The organism is Bacillus sp. BSL6 (assembly GCF_052928345.1).
Genome location: NZ_JAVGCW010000005.1, coordinates 105,420 through 124,111, shown reverse-complemented (window position 1 = coordinate 124,111; position 18,692 = coordinate 105,420). Strand labels below are relative to the sequence as shown.

Annotated in this window: 20 protein-coding genes; 11 read left to right on the top strand and 9 right to left on the bottom strand. The window is 34.8% G+C overall.

Features of this window, described 5'->3' with window-relative positions:
* Positions 1 to 113 precede the first annotated feature (113 nt).
* Genes serC through RCJ96_RS17360 form a run of 3 tightly spaced genes read left to right on the top strand, consistent with a single transcriptional unit; the run spans position 114 to position 3,642 of the window.
* Positions 114 to 1,196, top strand: coding sequence for a 3-phosphoserine/phosphohydroxythreonine transaminase (gene serC / locus RCJ96_RS17370; protein ID WP_074609351.1), 1,083 nt, complete (start codon positions 114 to 116; stop codon positions 1,194 to 1,196).
* Positions 1,197 to 1,208: 12 nt separating this feature from the next.
* Positions 1,209 to 2,381, top strand: coding sequence for a 3-phosphoglycerate dehydrogenase family protein (locus RCJ96_RS17365; protein WP_446699825.1), 1,173 nt, complete (start codon positions 1,209 to 1,211; stop codon positions 2,379 to 2,381).
* 13 nt (positions 2,382 to 2,394) lie between these two features.
* Positions 2,395 to 3,642, top strand: coding sequence for a DUF1015 domain-containing protein (locus tag RCJ96_RS17360; protein ID WP_416504063.1), 1,248 nt, complete (start codon positions 2,395 to 2,397; stop codon positions 3,640 to 3,642).
* A gap of 190 nt (positions 3,643 to 3,832) precedes the next feature.
* Here the strand turns inward: RCJ96_RS17360 and RCJ96_RS17355 are convergent, their stop codons facing one another.
* Together RCJ96_RS17355 and RCJ96_RS17350 are read right to left on the bottom strand one after the other, a co-directional pair.
* Positions 3,833 to 4,228, bottom strand: a complete 396-nt coding sequence (locus RCJ96_RS17355; protein ID WP_074609303.1) for a DUF3224 domain-containing protein — start codon at positions 4,226 to 4,228, stop codon at positions 3,833 to 3,835.
* 75 nt (positions 4,229 to 4,303) lie between these two features.
* Positions 4,304 to 5,335, bottom strand: a complete 1,032-nt coding sequence (locus RCJ96_RS17350; RefSeq protein WP_416504064.1) for a S66 family peptidase — start codon at positions 5,333 to 5,335, stop codon at positions 4,304 to 4,306.
* Between the two features lie 289 nt (positions 5,336 to 5,624).
* Between RCJ96_RS17350 and RCJ96_RS17345 the strand changes: the two genes are divergently transcribed.
* Positions 5,625 to 6,266: a hypothetical protein gene (locus RCJ96_RS17345; RefSeq protein ID WP_270794391.1), complete on the top strand. Its 642-nt coding sequence runs from the start codon at positions 5,625 to 5,627 to the stop codon at positions 6,264 to 6,266.
* 193 nt (positions 6,267 to 6,459) lie between these two features.
* Here the strand turns inward: RCJ96_RS17345 and RCJ96_RS17340 are convergent, their stop codons facing one another.
* A complete protein-coding gene (locus RCJ96_RS17340; protein WP_446699824.1) occupies positions 6,460 to 6,714 on the bottom strand; it encodes a SunI/YnzG family protein in 255 nt (84 codons plus the stop codon).
* 274 nt (positions 6,715 to 6,988) lie between these two features.
* On the opposite strand from RCJ96_RS17340, the gene RCJ96_RS17335 reads away from it, so the two are divergent.
* Positions 6,989 to 7,258: a 2TM domain-containing protein gene (locus RCJ96_RS17335; protein WP_000438991.1), complete on the top strand. Its 270-nt coding sequence runs from the start codon at positions 6,989 to 6,991 to the stop codon at positions 7,256 to 7,258.
* Positions 7,259 to 7,599: 341 nt separating this feature from the next.
* Positions 7,600 to 8,439, top strand: a complete 840-nt coding sequence (locus RCJ96_RS17330; RefSeq protein WP_000747499.1) for a YitT family protein — start codon at positions 7,600 to 7,602, stop codon at positions 8,437 to 8,439.
* Positions 8,440 to 8,635: 196 nt separating this feature from the next.
* Here RCJ96_RS17330 and paiB read toward each other — a convergent pair whose 3' ends face one another.
* Genes paiB through RCJ96_RS17315 form a run of 3 tightly spaced genes read right to left on the bottom strand, consistent with a single transcriptional unit; the run spans position 8,636 to position 10,278 of the window.
* The gene (paiB, locus tag RCJ96_RS17325; protein WP_074609321.1) at positions 8,636 to 9,259 is read right to left on the bottom strand and encodes a protease synthase/sporulation negative transcriptional regulator PaiB; all 624 of its coding nucleotides are present in this window, start codon (positions 9,257 to 9,259) and stop codon (positions 8,636 to 8,638) included.
* Between the two features lie 22 nt (positions 9,260 to 9,281).
* A complete protein-coding gene (locus tag RCJ96_RS17320; protein ID WP_000207065.1) occupies positions 9,282 to 9,800 on the bottom strand; it encodes a GNAT family N-acetyltransferase in 519 nt (172 codons plus the stop codon).
* 25 nt (positions 9,801 to 9,825) lie between these two features.
* Positions 9,826 to 10,278 (bottom strand): MarR family winged helix-turn-helix transcriptional regulator, encoded by a 453-nt coding sequence (locus RCJ96_RS17315; protein WP_000658984.1) that lies wholly within the window; start codon positions 10,276 to 10,278, stop codon positions 9,826 to 9,828.
* Between the two features lie 113 nt (positions 10,279 to 10,391).
* Between RCJ96_RS17315 and RCJ96_RS17310 the strand changes: the two genes are divergently transcribed.
* From RCJ96_RS17310 to RCJ96_RS17300, 3 genes are all read left to right on the top strand, one after another.
* A complete protein-coding gene (locus tag RCJ96_RS17310) occupies positions 10,392 to 11,060 on the top strand; it encodes a YczE/YyaS/YitT family protein (RefSeq protein ID WP_242304115.1) in 669 nt (222 codons plus the stop codon).
* 80 nt (positions 11,061 to 11,140) lie between these two features.
* The gene (locus tag RCJ96_RS17305) at positions 11,141 to 11,818 is read left to right on the top strand and encodes a response regulator transcription factor (protein ID WP_242304114.1); all 678 of its coding nucleotides are present in this window, start codon (positions 11,141 to 11,143) and stop codon (positions 11,816 to 11,818) included.
* A gap of 1 nt (position 11,819) precedes the next feature.
* Positions 11,820 to 13,196, top strand: a complete 1,377-nt coding sequence (locus RCJ96_RS17300) for a sensor histidine kinase (protein WP_242304113.1) — start codon at positions 11,820 to 11,822, stop codon at positions 13,194 to 13,196.
* A gap of 186 nt (positions 13,197 to 13,382) precedes the next feature.
* On the opposite strand, the gene RCJ96_RS17295 is transcribed toward RCJ96_RS17300, so the two are convergent.
* On the bottom strand, positions 13,383 to 14,642 hold the full coding sequence (locus RCJ96_RS17295) for an MFS transporter (RefSeq protein ID WP_074609356.1): 1,260 nt from the start codon (positions 14,640 to 14,642) through the stop codon (positions 13,383 to 13,385).
* A gap of 216 nt (positions 14,643 to 14,858) precedes the next feature.
* Complete coding sequence (locus RCJ96_RS17290; protein ID WP_242304111.1) at positions 14,859 to 15,482, bottom strand: ArsR/SmtB family transcription factor; 624 nt, start codon at positions 15,480 to 15,482, stop codon at positions 14,859 to 14,861.
* A gap of 184 nt (positions 15,483 to 15,666) precedes the next feature.
* Between RCJ96_RS17290 and RCJ96_RS17285 the strand changes: the two genes are divergently transcribed.
* Entirely contained in the window at positions 15,667 to 16,731 is a 1,065-nt protein-coding gene (locus RCJ96_RS17285) for an ABC transporter permease (RefSeq protein WP_242304110.1), read from the top strand.
* Entirely contained in the window at positions 16,731 to 17,402 is a 672-nt protein-coding gene (locus RCJ96_RS17280; protein WP_000202587.1) for an ABC transporter ATP-binding protein, read from the top strand. Before RCJ96_RS17285 ends, RCJ96_RS17280 begins: the two co-directional genes overlap by 1 nt.
* Positions 17,403 to 17,467: 65 nt before the next feature.
* Here RCJ96_RS17280 and RCJ96_RS17275 read toward each other — a convergent pair whose 3' ends face one another.
* Complete coding sequence (locus RCJ96_RS17275) at positions 17,468 to 18,586, bottom strand: LPXTG cell wall anchor domain-containing protein (protein ID WP_242304108.1); 1,119 nt, start codon at positions 18,584 to 18,586, stop codon at positions 17,468 to 17,470.
* Positions 18,587 to 18,692: the final 106 nt, after the last annotated feature.

The following is an 18,692-nucleotide window of genomic DNA, read 5'->3' as shown; positions in this document are numbered from 1 at the left end:
ATTGCGTCTTACGCCGTAATAATAGAAAACAAATTGACCGTGTCTTGTATTGTAGGGTATAATTCAGAAAGTTTAAAAAATAAAAGATGAGAAATAGGGAGGTTATTAGGGTGATGGAGAGAGTGTATAATTTTTCAGCTGGACCATCAATACTCCCTTTGCCAGTTTTAGAAAAAGTGCAAAAGGAGCTTGTAAATTATAACGGGACAGGCATGTCTATTATGGAAATGAGTCACCGATCTTCTTATTTTCAAAGTATTATAGATGAAGCGGGTAGCTTACTTCGTGAATTAATGAACATTCCTGATGAGTATGAAGTATTGTTTTTACAAGGTGGTGCTTCATTACAATTCTCTATGATACCGTTAAATTTAATGAATACGTATAAAAAAGCAGGGTACGTATTGACTGGTTCATGGTCTAAAAAGGCACTGCAAGAAGCTGAAAAAGTTGGAGAAGTACAAGTGATTGCTTCTTCTGAAAATGAGAAGTTTACTACAATTCCTAAACTGGATGGTTTATTAGGCGATGAAAAACTAGATTATGTACATATAACAACGAACAATACAATAGAGGGTACGAAATATGTGGACATTCCACATGTAGATAAAGTACCGCTCGTTGCGGATATGTCCTCAAATATTTTATCAGAACGATATGATGTTTCAAAGTTTGGTCTTATATATGCGGGAGCGCAAAAGAATTTAGGGCCAGCAGGCTTAACGATTGCAATTATAAAAAGAGATTTAATTGGGGGAGCAGATCGCTCTTGTCCTACGATGTTAAACTATGAAACTTACAGTAAAAATAACTCCTTATATAATACACCGCCGTCCTTTAGTATTTACGTAACGAAACTTGTACTAGAGTGGCTGAAAGAGCAAGGTGGGGTATCTGCGATTGAAGAACAAAATAGAATGAAATCTTCACTTCTTTATAATTTCTTAGATGAATCAAAATTGTTTACTTCACCAGTTGATCCTACGTATCGATCACTTATGAACATTCCGTTTACAACACCGTCAGAAGAGCTGAACAGTGAGTTTCTACAAAAAGCGAAAGAACGAGGACTTGTTACGCTAAAAGGACATCGATCAGTCGGTGGTATGCGCGCAAGTATTTATAATGCGATGCCAGTACAAGGCGTACAGCAATTAGTAAATTATATGAAGGAATTTGAGCTTGAGAATAGATAGGGAGATGGGGATATGTTTCGTGTTCAAACGTTAAATCAAATTGCAGAAAAAGGTTTGCAAGTGCTTAGCGGAGAGCGTTATGAAGTAGGGGAGAGAATCAATCATCCAGATGGTATTTTACTTCGCAGTTATTCTTTACATCAAGAAGAATTTTCAAAAAGTTTAAAGGCGATTGCGAGAGCTGGTGCAGGGGTAAATAATATTCCTGTCGAGCGATGTACAGAAAAAGGGATTGTAGTCTTTAATACGCCAGGGGCAAATGCCAATGCAGTAAAGGAACTCATTATCGCCAGTCTTATTATGTCTTCACGTAACATTATTAACGGAGTAAGCTGGACGAAAAATTTAGAAGGTGAAGAAGTACCGCAGCTTGTTGAATCAGGAAAAAAACAATTCGTTGGATCAGAAATTGCAGGGAAACGTCTAGGTGTTATCGGACTTGGCGCAATTGGTGCTTTAGTTGCGAACGATGCGTTAGCTTTAGGGATGGACGTTGTCGGATATGACCCTTACATTTCAGTTGAAACAGCTTGGCGCCTTTCTACACATGTGCAAAGAGCATTTAGTTTAGATGAAATTTTTGCAACGTGTGATTATATTACCCTTCATATTCCTCTTACGAATCAAACAAAAGGGATTATTGGAGAACACGCTGTAGAGAAGATGAAAAAAGGTATGCGTCTATTCAATTTCTCTAGAGGAGAACTTGTAGATGAAAAAGTTCTTCAAAATGCGTTAGAAGAAGAGGTTATTGCACATTACGTAACGGATTTCCCGAATGAAAATGTGATAAAGATGAAAAATGTAACAGCGACGCCTCACCTTGGCGCATCTACGTCTGAATCAGAAGAAAATTGTGCAGTCATGGCAGCTCGTCAATTACGTGAATATTTAGAGACAGGAAATATTTGTAATTCAGTCAACTATCCGAATGTTGAGCTGCCGTATATCGGAAAGAAACGTATTACAATCATGCATCAAAATGTTCCGAACATGGTAGGACAAATTACAGGGTGTTTAGCAGAGCATCATATTAATATTGCAGATATGATTAATCGAAGTAAACATTCTTGGGCGTACACAATGATTGATATCGATAACGGAATTGATGATATAATAAAAGAGAACATTGTGGAAAATATAAGCAAAATTACAGGTGTTGTAGCCGTTCGAATGATTGTGTAAAGGAGAGAGGGAATTGGCAAAAATCCGACCGTTTCGGGCCATTCGTCCAGTAGAAGAAAAAGCAGCACAAGTTGCAGCTTTACCGTATGATGTTTTAAATAGTGAAGAGGCAAGAGAAGTTGTAAAAGGAAATCCATTTTCTTTCTTACACGTTGATAAAGCAGAAATTGATTTAGACCCAGCGCTTTCACCATACGATGATCGCGTATATGAAAAAGCGGGTGAAAATTTAAATCAATTGATACGAGAAGAAGTGTTCATTCAAGATGAAGAGCCAGCGTTATACATTTATGAATTGACGATGCAAGGAAGAACGCAGTCAGGTCTTGTCGTTTGTACATCTATTGATGAGTATGAAGATGATACAATTAAAAAACATGAAAGAACGCGTCATGAAAAAGAACTAGATCGTATTCGCCACGTAGATGTGTGTGACGCAAATACAGGTCCTATCTTTTTAACGTATCGTACAAAAGAAGAAGTGAAACGTTTCATCGCAAGCTGGAAAGAAGAACATGCGCCAATCTATACATTTACAGCAGAAGACGGCGTAGAGCATGTTGCTTGGAAAATAGATGATGAAGAAGTAATTGCAAGTTTAGTAAACTTATTTGAAGACATTCCTAATCTTTATATTGCAGATGGACATCACCGCTCCGCATCAGCTGCAAAAGTAGGGCTCATGCGAAGAGAAAAATATCCGAATTACACAGGAGAAGAAGAGTTTAATTTCTTCCTATCAGTTTTATTCCCTCACGATGAATTATCCATTTGGGACTATAACCGAGTTGTGAAAGATTTAAACGGCTTATCAGAAGAACAGTTTTTAAAGCAAATCACGCAATACTTTTATGTAGAAGAAGCACCTGTTTCTCCGTATAAACCAAATGAGCCAAAAACATTTGGTATGTATGTAAACGAGAAGTGGTATAAGCTCATAGTGAAAGAGGAAACGTTTGATGCGAATGATCTTGTGAAAGGTTTAGACGTATCTATTCTGCAAGACCATTTATTAAGCCAAGTACTTGAAATACACGATCCGCGATCTGATTCACGCATTGATTTTGTTGGAGGAATTCGCGGGTTAGAAGAATTAGAACGTCTTGTAAATAACGGTGAATATAAAGCGGCGTTCTCACTATATCCGACATCAATGGAATCTTTATTAGCAATCGCAGACGCTGGAGAAGTTATGCCACCAAAATCAACGTGGTTTGAACCGAAACTGCGCAGTGGGTTGTTTGTACATTCTTTAAAATAAATATGGACTTCATTAGTTTGAAAAACCGAAATGATTTTAGTTTCGGTTTTTCTTATTTTAAAAGAGCTTTGAGGAGGGGGACCAATGATATTAAATTACAAGTAGGCGAAAAAATCACCTTTGAACGAACTTTAAGGACATTCCTATTATTACAAGAAATGTCCTTTTCGCTGAAATATAGGATATTTCGCTAAAATTCAAACTCTAAAATTAGTTTACTAGTTTGACCTGCAAACTGATAATGATAGGAACCTCTCAGACTTGCTAAGTTACCGGCAGCTTTAATAATTGTTCCTGGAGAATCTAAATTTCCTTTATCAAATATTCCTTGCTCTATAGCTGTAAATGTCCCTTGTTGCCCCTTATAAATTCCTTCAAAGTGTAAAAATCCAGAAATTTTAGCAGTAGCCAAGTGACCATCATTTATATTTGAGTCTAAATAATATAATAAGTATTCAACAAAAGCCTTTCCTTTTAATTCCCCATCAATATCATATTCAACATGAGCAATATTAATAGGGAAATCTTTTTTAGTATCATCGATTGGTTTTTCATCCCATTTACTTACTGTAAATGTTACTTCCATACACGTAATCTCCCTCCAATTATATACTTTTAAAAAGTATCCATTCACATTCATATCTCATAGGAGTGATTTTATTCACTCCACGCCACTTTCTAAAATAGAGAAAGATCCATTTTCACAATCAATTTCTGCCATCGCGCCGTAAGGTAAAATAAACTTCGGTTCAGTATGGCCAAAATTTAAATTATAAAGAACTGGTAAAGCTTCTAAGTTATATTCCCTCATAACTTTCAGTATTTCATATTTATATTCTTCATAGTATTGTTCATCTTTCGGTTTACCGAAAATGATACCTTTTGCTTTTTGCAGAATGCCTTGCGCGGCATAATTTCGTAACCAATACTTTATATAACTTGGTTCTGGATGATCTTCAGAAGTTTCAAAGAAGAGAATACTATCCTCCCAATGTTTTTTCTCAGGCCAAAGTTCCGTTCCTTTTGCAAATTCCAGTACTTCTATACATCCACCAATTAAACGCCCTTGTACAGTAGTAGAGCCTTGAAGTACCTCATATCCATTGTTTTGCTGCATCGTACGTCTTGTATCCTTATTTACTTCTATCCATTCTAAACGCTCACTCGTCCATTCAGGAGCTGGTTGAATTTCGCCAATCATTTCATTGGAAAAGAGAGTTCGATTTACCATTTCAACCGTATATGGATCCATCTCTACATTTTCAGCAAAGTCGGTCAAAATTGCTGGACCGTAAAAAGAGGAAAGACCTGCTTTATGGCAAAATAAATGTGAGACGGTAACGTCAGAGTATCCCATAAAAATTTTCGGGTTTTCACGTATTACATTAAAATCTATATAGGGAAGTAAGCGAATGCTATCTTCACCGCCAATATTAGCAATAATTGCTTTCACGCGCGTATCTTTAAATGCTGTCATTAAATCTTCCGCACGAGCCTGTGGGTTGTTATAAATGAATTCGCTACCTTTTAAACTATTTGGCATTGGGATAACGGTAAGACCGAAAACTTCTTCTAATCTTTTAACTCCTTGTTCATAACGCCATCTTATGTCAGAATCACCTGCGCCTCCCCACGAAGGGCTTACTGTTGCCACGATATCACCTGCTTGTAACCTCTTTGGTTTTATTAACATGTTAACTCCGCTCCTACATAATGTAATGAACTACGATTATACAAACCGTAGCGCTGAAAAATATGATGCATGACATTAGTTTCTTCATCGTCAATTCGTTTACCTGCTCATATGCAAGAATTTGGCAGTATTGTTGAATATAGAAATAATCGATCTATATTTAAAAAGTACAGTATGCATCATTGCATGAGAAAGATGGTTGCTATTTTTTACAACCTGTAACTATAATAGTTACAGGTTGGTCGTATCCAATCAAAAATAAAATCATCATGAATGGAGATGTTTCATAATGGGTATGAAAAAATTTATTTTAGCAGGTGCTTTAGGAATTGCAGCATTATCAGGAACAAATTTACCAGGACTAGAAGTAACAAAAGCGAGTGCAGCTTCTATTGAATCGAATTTCTCGACGTTAGAAGGACGAGTAGTAGAAGTAGATAACGGTGTAATTGTTGTTAAATCTAAGCAATACGAAGAACCTGTTAGCGTATATATAGATTCATTTTCAAATGTGAAAGTAGGAGATGAAGTAAAAGCTACTGGATCTATGATGCGTAATTTTACAGAATATATGGTTGCAACTGCAATTGAAAATACAACAAACAAGTTAGGCATGCACATGAAAGAAGATGGCTCACCTGATTATGTAATTGGTGAAGTATCAAAAGTAGAAACGATGGAAGATGAGGGAGACGGTGCTACTAAATATGTCGTAGTGGAGTATCCATCGCTAAACGGGAAGAAAGTGATTATTGATGTTTTCTTAACAAAGGGACAAGTATTTCATGCGGGTGAGAAAGTGAAAATTGATATGAATTATGTAGGCTGGGGTGGAAGTTCTATTAACTGGAACACAGTTGACCATATTGAAAAAGTTCATGAGGTAAAGAGCAACGTTGAAAATAATGATGATGTTTGGATTTGGTCTTAATTAGATTTCTGTAAATAATAAATGTATCATGCAGTACCCATCGAATTATCATGTGTATGACAATTTGATGGGTACTTTTTCTTTATTTTATATTCTGGGCTAAGGTACATCATTGTATCTATAATAATTTTAAAAATGCGGGTATACAGTTGAATCGAACAACCTCATACAGACAAGTGTTTTAGCTTACTGCTTATGCATTGATTTTATTTAAAATTGCGACTTTATTCGTCGTAAATAATAGATAATTTTGTTTTACTGTTCTGATTAAAATCCGGTCTGTTGTAGCGTATGCTGTTCCAATTCGGATTACGTTTTCTTCTTCTACACCAGCATAGGTTTCATCTTCTGTAACTTCAATAATTTCACTTAATGGAATTTGAACCTTAGCTATTTGCCATAAAATAATTAATTCTTCATTTGTTTTTTTCACATTGATACCTAGCATGTTACCAAAACCTTTCTGTATTAAAGTATCACTATTAATTTTATTATACAGATTTAGAGTTTTTATTTCTATTATGAAATTTGATTTTTAAATTTTTTTACAAGGTATCGTACTACGAACAAAAAAAGTATCCACTGGCACCTGCAATCTTTCTGCAATGAAGACGATCTTTTTTATTTTATGAATTTTTGAGAATAAGGGATTTCCGATATAGAATATGATGTTTAAATCGGAGTGAATTTAAAAAATACAATAATGAAAGAGGTGTTTATATATGGAGCGAGATGAGAATTATTTACGAGCTAAAAAAAGAGTGGAGAATTTAAAAGCGTTTTATATTCATTTAGCATTATATATACTAGTTAACTTAATGCTTTTTTTTATAAATATAAGTTCTGATTCAAGTAAATTATGGTTTTTATATCCACTTGCAGGTTGGGGAATCGGTATCGTTATACATGGTTTGACAACTTTTCCATTCGGGATATTTGGAAAAGAGTGGGAAGAACGAAAGATTAAAGAGTATATGGAGAAAGATAAGTGAATTTATTTTTGGAATGTATGAATATAAATCTCTACAATCAAACGCTTGATGCGAAGCCTATTCTATAGCTTCGCCTATTTGTTTTGTATTCGAAATTTGTGCGAGTGAGGGTGGTTCCTATTCATTTGTTAGTGTGAATAGCATGCGAAATCAAAACTTTACTTGTAGTACATAATAAACACAGTTGTTATCTTTTTTAAATTACATGTGGATATAGGATAAAGTTGATTTATCATCCTATATTAAAATAAAAATAAACCACTGTTCGATTTGAATATTCCACGATATAATGGTGAGAGTTTATGACAGAATAAATATTTACATAAGAAGTGAGGTACTGTATGAAAAAAAGAACGACAGACATTATTTTTATTATTATCGGTGCATTTCTTTTTGCGTTAGGTGTCAATTTGTTTGTTATCCCGAACGAGTTTGGTGAGGGCGGGGTAACAGGTATCACGATTATTACGTACTATTTATTTGAATGGTCACCAGGTTTAGTCAATTTAATTTTAAATGCGATTTTGTTAATAGTCGGCTATAAATTTTTGAATAAAATCACAACGATTTATACGATTATCGCTGTCGTTACGAACTCGCTATTTCTTCATTTAACAGAAGGATGGACGATTGCTTCGGATGAAATGCTCGTAAATGCCATTTTCGGTGGAATATTTATCGGATGCGGGATTGGCCTCATCATTCGCGTTGGTGGAACGACAGCAGGAACTACCATCTTAGCGAGGATGACACATAAATACTTAGGCTGGAGCATTAGCTATGGTCTACTGTTCTTCGATTTAATCGTTGCGTTTTCATCTTATTTCATCATTGGTGCAGAAAAGCTAATGCTGACAATTATTATGTTATATGTAGGGACGAAAGTAATGGAATTTGTAATTGAAGGTTTAAATCCGAAAAAGGCCATTACAATTATTTCTGATAATCCGGATGAAATTGCCGGGAAGGTAACAACCTTAATGGGCAGAGGGGTTACCGTGTATTCAGGTCATGGCTATTACACGAAAACGCCGAAGGACATTCTATATGTTGTTATTAATAAGCAAGAAGTAGTCAAGCTAAAGCGGATTGTTCAAACTACAGATCCAGCTGCGTTCATTGCTATACACGATGTTCGTGACGTATTCGGAGAAGGATTTGTTGATATTTCTAAGGCTTAAAAGTTGTTTTTGATTAAAATAATCTTAATACTGAAACGTGAGAATCTATTTTGAATAGTCTTTTTTCAAAATAGATTCTTTTTTAATTAAATGCCATTCACTTTCAGTTCAATCTTTTGCGTTCTAAAGGAAACGGCCGATAAAGCGCTCCAGTCTGTTCTTTAATTTTGAAATGTGAGAGTTGAATTACAATGGATTATATGTGATTGTTTAATCTACTCCCCATGAGTTCCGCCATTTGTTTTGCATCTGGATTTTCTTCATTGTACAATTTTTCAATAATATTAATATAATCCGTCTCATTTCGATTTTGACTTAATTTATATGCAGCCTGAATGTCTCCTACTTTAATTTTAAACCCAACTATGCCTTTCAGTTCATTTTCTAAGAGAGTGGGGGAAAGTTTATCCCATAATACTGGATTTTCACGATGCTCTTCATATTTTTTCAGCATTGTGGTTAATTCATCTATTAATTCCTCTTTATCTAAAATACTTGCTTTACCATATATATGGACGGCTTGATAATTCCATGTTGGAACTTCTTCATTTTCATACCAAGAAGAAGAGATATAAGAGTGCGGTCCCTGAAACATTACAAGAACATTCTCACAGGTTTCAAATGTTCTCCACTGGGGGTTCCCATAAGCCATATGTCCGGTAATAAAATAGTCATCACCTTTTTTAGTTAATCCAAAGGGCAAATGAGTTGCGATTGGTTTCTCTTTTTTTGTTGTGACGATTGTTCCAAAAGAGTTTTTTTGAACAAAATCCCAAATTTCATCAACATTTGTGACTTTAAAATACTTTGGAATATACATAATAGCCCACCTCTCAAAAAAGTTATATGAGTGTTTTGATCATGATAAGGTCAACTTGTTCGTCATCGCCCATATAAAAGGAGTGAGAGCCAGCTTGTACAAAACCTAATTTTTTATAAAAAGCAATAGCATTTTCATTTTTCTCCCATACGCCTAGCCAAATATTCTTTTTATTATTTGCTATTGCAATTTCGATAGCGTTATTTAGTAGATATTTTCCAAGACCATGTTTTTGAAAGGAGCTCTTTATATAAATTCTCTCGACTTCAAGTGATTCATCGCCCATTTCTTCAGACTGAGCATCATCAGTATTGATCTTCAGATACCCAGCAATTTTATCGTTGAAGTAGACAAAAAAGAATTGAGAAGAGTTATTGGATAATTCTTTTTCTAATTGCTTTAAGTTAAATGCCTTTTCCAAATAATGATGCATATTTTCGGGTGAGTTTTGATGTTTAAAAGTTTCATTAAATGTTTCATAACTAATTTCTTGAAGTTTGTGTATATCTTTAAGGGTGCACTTTTCTATATGTGTAGTCATATTAATAGTTCGCTCCTTTATATAATCAATAATCTCTCTTATTTCCCTTTTTTACAAATTCCCAATCTTTTTCTATATTTTTTCTTACTCTTTGAAGAAGGTTAGAAATAGTTTCCGCTTCTGTTTCCGAAAATCCCTCTAATGCAACAGTATTGGAATAATCATTTTCTCTCTTAATGAAAGGATAAACATTTTTTCCTTTTTCTGTCGGGAAAAGTTTTTTAATTTTTTTGTTAGATTCATCTTCTTTCTTTTCGATAAATCCATTGATTTCAAGCTTTTTGATAGCCCGGGCTGCAGTTGTACGATCTACTTTTATCATCTCAGATAGCTTTTCTTGAATGATTCCTGGGTTTTCACATATTCGCACAAGATACAAATACTGACCTTTTGTAAGCTCATATTCTTTAAATTCTATATTACTAATGGAATCTAACGCCCTTGCAATCATGCCAATTTCACGAAGAATTTCTTTCATAATGAACTCCTTACCTTTTATTTTTGTTGCAAATACAACAATTTGAAGTTACATTTAATATAAAATATTTTTATTGTAAATGCAACAAAAAAACGATGAAGAGGTTGATTAAAATGAAGTATGTTTTTTATGTATTAGGAATTTTAATATTAACCCTTGGTATTTCTTTCACAATACAATCAGATTTTGGCACTTCACCTTTTGATGCACTTTTAGTAGGACTTTCTTTAAATGTGGGGCTTACTGTGGGAAGCTGGGAAATAATAATAGCTTTATTATTAATATGTTGTAATTCGATATTAAAAAGAAAAAGACCAGAGGTACTAGGGCTGTTAACAGCATTCATAACGGGTATTGGTATTGATGTGTGGCTATTTTTATTACGCCATTTAATTACACCTGAAATATGGTACAGTAAAATGATTTATTTTGGAATCGGATTAGTTATTACAGGATTAGGAACTGCAATATATTTACAAACAAATTTTGCTCCCATTCCAATTGACCGATTAACTTTAATCATACAAGAATTAACTAGAACGAATATCTTTATAGCACGAACATGTATTTACCTTATATTCTTAATAATGGCAACGATTTTACATGGACCAATTGGTGTTGGGACTATATTAACTGTTTGTTTAGGTGGGCTATTACTGAATTTCTTTATGCCACTTACTAAAAAAGTAATAGATCACTTATTCGTACATCAGAGTACAACATCACCAAGTTATAAGAAAAATAAAGCAGCTGCTCACAATGATAACAAAAGTATCTTCTAAGGAATCCTTTTCTTTTTCTTGCAAAAAATCTAATTGTTTCTTAATGTAAGGATGTAGAAGGATGAACAAGAGAGGGTTTAATGAAGATGATACATATTTTATTAGCTGATGACGATAAACATATTAGAGAGTTATTACATTATCATTTACAAAAAGAGGGGTTTAAAGTTTTTGAAGCGGAAGATGGAAAGGTAGCGCAAGAAGTACTAGAGAAGGAAAATATTCATCTTGCGATTGTAGACATTATGATGCCGTTCGTTGATGGCTATACGTTATGTGAAGAAATTCGTAAGTATCATGATATTCCTGTTATTTTATTAACGGCGAAAGATCAGTTAGTTGATAAAGAAAAAGGATTCATTTCTGGTACGGACGATTATATTGTAAAACCATTTGAACCAGCTGAAGTCATTTTCCGTATGAAAGCTTTATTACGCCGTTATCAAATGCTAAGTGCTGACATAATTACACTTCACAGGACAACAATTGATCGTAAAGGTGTTGAGGTGAAGTGTAACGGGCAGACGATTTTGCTTCCATTAAAGGAATTTGAGTTATTATCGCAACTTGCTAGCTATCCTGGAAGAACATTTTCAAGAGAAGAATTAATTGAGCTAGTATGGGGAATGGATTTTGAAGGGGATGAACGAACAGTTGATGTTCATGTGAAAAGGCTCCGAGATCGTTTCTCAAAACGAACGGATGATTTTCAAATTACGACAGTACGCGGACTCGGGTATAAGTTGGAGCTGAAATAAAATGAAATCACTATATTCTAGATTTGTATTTATGACAGTCGGTATTATGCTACTTAGTAGTATTATCGGCTTTTTATTAACGAACGTATATTATCAAGTGAAGTTAAAACCGTACAATAGTGAAAAGATTTTAAAATATGCGGAAGAAGTTAAATCGTTATATGAAAAACAAAGTGAAGAAAATCAAGAGACGTACTTACAATCTATTGCGAAGTTAGGGTATGAAATTTATATTGTTGACGATAAAAAGAATGGGAAGCGTATCGGCAATGCGTTTCGTAAGACGTCTATTAGTGACGATGCCGTTCATAAAGTATTGAATGGCGAAATATTTAATGGTGTTTCTACATATCCGACTCGCCTATTTATTACCGGTTTTTTCGATAATGAATTAATAAATAGTGTCGGTGTACCGCTAAAGCACGGTGATAAACAGTACGCGTTATTTATTCGTCCTGACATTCAAAACCAATTTGGCGAGATGCGAATTTTCTTAGCGGTATTACTTGGGTTTATTGTACTATTAAGTATTATCTTTATAGCGATTGCAGCAGGATATATCGTTCGTCCCATTCGTAAATTTACGAACGCGACGCAAAAAATTGCGAGTGGTGAATATGAAATCGAATTAGATGTAAAACGAAAAGATGAAATAGGAACGTTATCTACAAGCTTCCAAAAGATGACGAAAAGTATAAAAGAATTAGATGAAATGAGACAAGAATTTGTTTCGAACGTTTCACATGAATTCCAGTCGCCGCTTTCTTCTATACAAGGTTTTTCAAAGACGTTACAAACAGAAAAGATGAGTGAGGAAGAAAGAAACCATTACTTACAAATTATTGAGGGGGAAAGTAAGCGAATGTCTAGTTTATGTAAACAGTTACTGACGCTCGCTTCATTAGATAAAGAAGAGAAAGTGTTACAAATAAAAGAATTCAATTTGCAGAAGCAAATTAAAGACGTCATTTTTATGCTCGAGTGGAAATGGCGCGAGAAAGATATTGCAGTTGAATTTGATGTGCCAGATATCACTATAAAAGGTGATGAGAACTTACTTCATCAAGTATGGAGTAACATTTTCACGAATAGCATCAAGTTTTCAAATGATGGTGGGACCATTGAGTTTTTTGTCGAAGAGTTAGAGTCTAGCGTTATCATCTCTATATCAGATAACGGAATCGGCATGGAAAAAGAAGAAATGGATCGTATTTTTGATCGTTTTTATAAGGTGGATACAGCAAGGGCAAGAAACGTAGAAGGTAGCGGTTTAGGATTATCGATTGTGCAGAAGATTGTTGAACTGCATAACGGAACTGTTTCGGTTTATAGCATGAAAGGGGAAGGGACGACTGTTCGAGTGGAGCTTCCAAAATAGAGGGAAGAGGCTGTTTGGGAACGGCCTCTTCTTTTTGTCGTTTTTTGTCGGTAAGTCGATATAATCGAAAAATCGCTGATATAATTTGAGTTACGCCGATATATTGTGAAAATCGCCGATATAATTCGAGTTGCGCTGATATATTTGAAAAATCGCCGATATAAATTTCACGTACCCTAACTCCTATTATAAAGCCGCACCTTTCCCGCGCTCTTCCTTAAACCGAACCCCAAAAGTATCCGCTGTAATCTCATCAGCTTTCGGCAATGCCCGTAATTTCGGATGAAGTAACCATACGAGAGAAATAAATAAAATCCCGATGCTAGCGAGCGCAAAAATAAGTTGGCTACTAAATACATTTGCAGCATATCCACCAATTAAAGAACCAAGCGGCATAGCAATTGTGCCCATACTTCGCATGACTGAATTGATGCGTCCAATATATTGATTTGGAATTACAATTTGGCTAATTGTCGCAAATAATATGTTGGTCGCACCAATTGGAATCCAAGCTAGACCAAATAAGAGAATAGATAGCCATTGAAACGGTACAATTGTAGAGAGGAACCAAAAGAAAGCGCCGGCCGCAAAACTAATAATGGAGACGCGGCCAACGTTACGTTTGCCAACCCATGAACTGAATAATGCACCGATGAGACTACCTGCTGATATAGCAGCTAAGAAGAAGCCATATGATTTCACGCCCCCTAAAGAATCAGCGAAAGAAGGGAGTATGGCCATCGTCATACCAATTGAAAAATTAGCGACAACGGAACCGATTAAGAATACGCCCATTAAGGAACGGAAGACGATTGAAAAACCTTCTTTTAAATCAGAGAAATATTGTTTAGTTGAAAGTGTTGTACCTGTTTCGGTTTGCTTTGGTATTTTCAATGAAAAGAACAAAAGAGCAGTAATCGCGAATGTGAAAGAGTCAATTACATATAAAGTGATCGCGCCAAATAGTGCTACTAATATTCCAGAAAGCGTCGTACAAATTAAATCAATGCCTTGATACGCAAATGAGAAGAGAGAGTTTCCTTTTAATAATTGTGTTTTATGCAGTAGAAGTGGTAAAGCTTTTGACTGTGCAGGATAGGCGAATTGTTCGATAAAGGCTACGATGGGCATGATGATGAGTAGTAGTTGGACTGTTAATAGGTCGAAGTAGTGTGTAATAGGAATGATTAATATAAGAATGCATTGCAAAACTTGTGTGATGACGAGGGTGTTTTTAATTGGCCATCTATCAACGAATGGGCCGGTAAGAAATTGTAATGCAGAAGGTAGTAACGTAAGGAAACCAGCCAATCCAGAATAAAAAGGATTACCACTTAGCTTATATACGAGCCACATTGCTGCTACGTAATATAAGCTATCTCCTATGTTGGTGAAAATTCTTCCTAAAAATAATAAGAGGAAATTCCGATTTTTTAATATGTCCATTTTATCTACTCCTTTATAATAAAGTGAAACTTTAATCAGTGGGAGGTTCATCCCCACTGATTATTAGCCCCCACCAATCGGACGTTTACGGGCAGTTAATCTCCCACCTAACTTCTTTTTTTAGTTGAATTTTGAGGTTGGAATTTTACTGCCCGTTAATGTCGGATAAATTTATTCGGTAAAATAAATTTGACCGTTTATGTAAAAAAAATCGTATTACGATTTTTCTTCTTCTTTAACAAATTGCTGCATTGTTCTCTCTGCGATTTGAAGTGCAGTAGTAGAAATGTAATAAGATTTACTATTTGGATCTTTATCCGCGTCTTTTGCGATTTCATTTAATTCAGCCATCAATTGATGAAATTTTTTCACCCACACTTGAAATTGTTCTGGCGTAGCATCAAACTCCCAGCAAGATGAAACGTAATTCCACTCAGCCGGGTCTTCACTTTCTTTTCTTAATGTAAAAGCTTCTTCGGGTGCAGCAAGAATATGACTTTTCGTTCTTTCTATCATTTGTAAAAAGATTTGGCGACCTGATTCACTTACTATTTCTAAATGAGGTAATAGTTCGGCAGCAGGGGTAAAGCCTCTAGCGACAGATTGATAAAACTTTTGAACGATGCCATTTTTTTCTTCTGTATATACGATTTCTATAAAACCATTTTTCTCTAATTCTTTTAAATGATAATGAATTTTCGCCCTTGAAATGCCGAATTTCTCAGATAGTAGTTGTCCTGTATAAGGACGTTCGCATAGACGCATCATCATTTCGACACGTAGTGGATCGCTCATTGCTTTTAGTTGGCTATAAGTAGTTAGTGTGAACATGGGCTTCAATATGATCAACTCCTTTAATAAAATTACTCGGTCAATATTATTTGACTGAATTGTATCAAGGATTCTATTTATTTTCAATACTTTCTGAAAATTTAATCTTTCCTCTGTAATCTTCTGTTCATATTCCGTTCATATTTCTTTTTTATGATAAGTGCATAGAAAGAAAGAGGAAGGAGCGAGCGAAATGTTTTTAGCTCTGCGTGAATTGAAACAATCAAAATTAAGATACGGATTAATCGGACTTATCATGGTTTTATTATCATTTTTAGTCCTTGTGATTTCAGGATTAGCAAATGGATTATCATATGATAATGCTTCATCGATTCAAAATATGGAGGCAAATAAGTTCGTTTTAGCAGATGATGCGGAAAATAAATTACTTCGTTCACAAATTAAGAAAGACGATGTAGATAACGTAGTCAATCAAGTAGGCGAGAAAGAGGCCGTTCCGTTTCGTGTGAAAGTTTCAACGTATGAAAAGAAAGATAGTTCAAAAAAGGTTGATATCGCTATTTTCTCAAGTGAACGCGATACATTTTTAGAACCGAACATTGTAAAAGGTGAGAAATTAAGTACAGCAAATAACGAAATGGTTGCTGACGAATCAATTAAAGAAAAAGGAATCGATATTGGGGATACAATTATTGATCCTGTTTCAAAGAAAGAATTTACAATCGTTGGATTTACGAAAGATCAAATGTTTAGCCATACACCAGTCGTTTATGTAAATGAAGACGTATGGGGCGCTATTTCGCAACCAAACCAAAAAGATTATAGTGCAATTGCACTTAACACAGATAAAGAGATTAAAAATGCACACGTAATTGACAAAAAAGAAGTGCTACAAAGTATTCCAGGATTTAAAGAAGAGCAAGGAACATTAACGATGATCATTGCATTCTTACTTGTAATCGCTGCTTTATTAATCGGTGTATTCTTCTACGTCATTACACTGCAAAAAACACAGCAATTAGGTGTATTAAAAGCAATCGGTACGAAGAACTCGTATTTAGCAAATAGCTTAGTCGTGCAGGCGTTATTCTTATCAGTCGTTGCGATGGTAATCAGTATCGTTCTTGTACAAGGATTAGAACAAATTTTACCAGCAGGTATGCCGTTCTTATTAACAACATCGATGATTGCACAATATGCAGCAATCTTTATCGTCATTAGTATTTTAGGAACACTTATTTCGTTATACCAAGTATTAAAAGTTGATGCGCTAGAAGCAATTGGAGGCGGGATGTAATGACTTCATTATTAAAACTAGACAAAGTAAGTAAAGTGTATGGGGAAGGGAATACGGAAGTAACAGCCCTTCATCCGATATCGCTTGATGTAAAAGCTGGAGAATTTATCGGAATCGTCGGTCCTTCTGGATCAGGGAAAAGTACGTTATTATCAATCGCGGGTGCACTATTATCACCGTCAAAAGGGGATATTTACATTCGTGAGCAAAATATTACGAAGTTATCAGAAAAGGAAATGACAGACATTCGTTTGAAAAAAATCGGCTTCATTTTCCAGTTTGCAAACCTTGTTCCATATTTAAATGTGAAGGAACAGTTACTTTACATTGCTAAGCTGAAAAAAGAAAGTAAACAAGAATCAGAAAAGCGTGCGGATCATTTATTAGCAGCATTTGGATTAGGAGAAAGAAAAAATCATTATCCAAATCAACTATCTGGTGGGGAAAAACAAAGGGTAGCAATTGCTCGTGCGTTCATGAATAACCCAGATTTAATATTAGCGGATGAGCCAACGGCAAGCTTAGACTCAAAACGCGCACGTGAAGTTGTTGAAATGATGAAACGTGAAGTGAAGGAGAGCCAAAAAGCAGCAATTATGATTACACATGATGAAAGAATGCTTGATGTATGTGATCGGATATTGACGCTAAGAGATGGACAATTAATATAAAGAAATAGGGCCAACCGTACATGCGGTTGGCCTTTGTATAATTATTTCTAATAAGTATAATGGCTTTATTTTGAGAATAACGTTTTAATTTTATTTCGTGTCACTAATAAAATCCCGCCTAATACAGATAACATACCTAAAGCCATATTATTTGATTGCTCACTACCAGCGTTAGGAAGTTCTCTAGCATTATTGTTTGCATTTGTAGTACCAGTCTTTGTTTCTGTTTGTTTCGATTGAGATACTTCATTGATCTTGTTATCTACATTTTGCTTCGTTGTATGTATCTCAGCTAATTTGTCATCAATTTTTTTCTCAGTATGTTTAAAGTCGTTGATTTTAATATCTAAGTCTTGTTTTTTCTTTGATAAATCGTCTGAAACAGTTTGTTTCGATTGTTTCATTTCGTTAATTTTATTGATTAAATCTTGTCTAGCTTCTTGTAATGCAGCTAGTTTGTTTTTTACATCTTGTTTCGCTAGTTCTAAGTTAGCGGAAAGGCTATCTAAATTGCCTTTAATTTTCTTAAGTTCCTCTAACGTGTTACCAGTATTCGGTTTGTTTTCTTTTAGCTCAGCAAGTTTGTCCTCAGCAGTTTGTTTCGCTTTCTTTAACTCAGCTAACTTTTCATCGACTTGTTTTTTAACTTCCTTAAGTTCATTAACCTTTTGATCGATGTTCTCTTTATGTTGTTTCATTTCATTCACTTTTTCATCGACAGTTTGTTTATGTTCTTTAATCTCATTAACCTTATTATCGATATTTTGCTTATGTTCTTTCACTTCAGCAACTTTATCTTCTACTTGTTTTTTATGCTCTTTTATTTCAGCGATTTTATCTGCGGCGATTTGCTTGTCTTGCTGAAGTTTTGCATCGAACTCTTCTTTACGTTGCTTAATTTCGTTAATTTTTTCATCGGCAACTTGTTTACGCTCGTGTAGTTCATTCACCTTCGTATCAACATTTTCCTTAACTTTGTTAAGTTCATTCAATGTTTGATCTACGTTTTCTTTGTGTTGCTGCAATTTCGCATCTAACTCTTGTTTATGTTGCTTAATTTCAGCTAATCGATCTCCCGTACTTTGCTGAGGAGTAGCATCAGTTACTTCCGCATGAGCAGAGTTTGCGCCAGCAATCATTGCTAAAGCTAGTGTAGACGCAGCGATTGTTTGTTTTGTTTTCATATTTTTGTACCTCTTTTCTTTCATATGCATGAACTGTTTTGTGTAAAAATGAGCATATAGAAGTAGATTATCTTATCATTATATACTATGTTAGGCGCTTAGAGGA

Coding starts and splice junctions, on each gene's coding strand:
- RCJ96_RS17315 (WP_000658984.1), bottom strand. CDS start 10,278: ATGAAAGAAATTCTTCGTGAAATTGGCATGATTGCAAGGGCGTTAGAT.
- RCJ96_RS17350 (WP_416504064.1), bottom strand. CDS start 5,335: ATGTTAATAAAACCAAAGAGGTTACAAGCAGGTGATATCGTGGCAACA.
- RCJ96_RS17285 (WP_242304110.1), top strand. CDS start 15,667: ATGTTTTTAGCTCTGCGTGAATTGAAACAATCAAAATTAAGATACGGA.
- RCJ96_RS17305 (WP_242304114.1), top strand. CDS start 11,141: ATGAAGATGATACATATTTTATTAGCTGATGACGATAAACATATTAGA.
- RCJ96_RS17335 (WP_000438991.1), top strand. CDS start 6,989: ATGGAGCGAGATGAGAATTATTTACGAGCTAAAAAAAGAGTGGAGAAT.
- RCJ96_RS17340 (WP_446699824.1), bottom strand. CDS start 6,714: ATGCTAGGTATCAATGTGAAAAAAACAAATGAAGAATTAATTATTTTA.
- RCJ96_RS17300 (WP_242304113.1), top strand. CDS start 11,820: ATGAAATCACTATATTCTAGATTTGTATTTATGACAGTCGGTATTATG.
- RCJ96_RS17330 (WP_000747499.1), top strand. CDS start 7,600: ATGAAAAAAAGAACGACAGACATTATTTTTATTATTATCGGTGCATTT.
- RCJ96_RS17345 (WP_270794391.1), top strand. CDS start 5,625: ATGGGTATGAAAAAATTTATTTTAGCAGGTGCTTTAGGAATTGCAGCA.
- RCJ96_RS17310 (WP_242304115.1), top strand. CDS start 10,392: ATGAAGTATGTTTTTTATGTATTAGGAATTTTAATATTAACCCTTGGT.
- RCJ96_RS17280 (WP_000202587.1), top strand. CDS start 16,731: ATGACTTCATTATTAAAACTAGACAAAGTAAGTAAAGTGTATGGGGAA.
- paiB (WP_074609321.1), bottom strand. CDS start 9,259: ATGTATATTCCAAAGTATTTTAAAGTCACAAATGTTGATGAAATTTGG.
- RCJ96_RS17275 (WP_242304108.1), bottom strand. CDS start 18,586: ATGAAAACAAAACAAACAATCGCTGCGTCTACACTAGCTTTAGCAATG.
- RCJ96_RS17355 (WP_074609303.1), bottom strand. CDS start 4,228: ATGGAAGTAACATTTACAGTAAGTAAATGGGATGAAAAACCAATCGAT.
- serC (WP_074609351.1), top strand. CDS start 114: ATGGAGAGAGTGTATAATTTTTCAGCTGGACCATCAATACTCCCTTTG.
- RCJ96_RS17365 (WP_446699825.1), top strand. CDS start 1,209: ATGTTTCGTGTTCAAACGTTAAATCAAATTGCAGAAAAAGGTTTGCAA.
- RCJ96_RS17295 (WP_074609356.1), bottom strand. CDS start 14,642: ATGGACATATTAAAAAATCGGAATTTCCTCTTATTATTTTTAGGAAGA.
- RCJ96_RS17320 (WP_000207065.1), bottom strand. CDS start 9,800: ATGACTACACATATAGAAAAGTGCACCCTTAAAGATATACACAAACTT.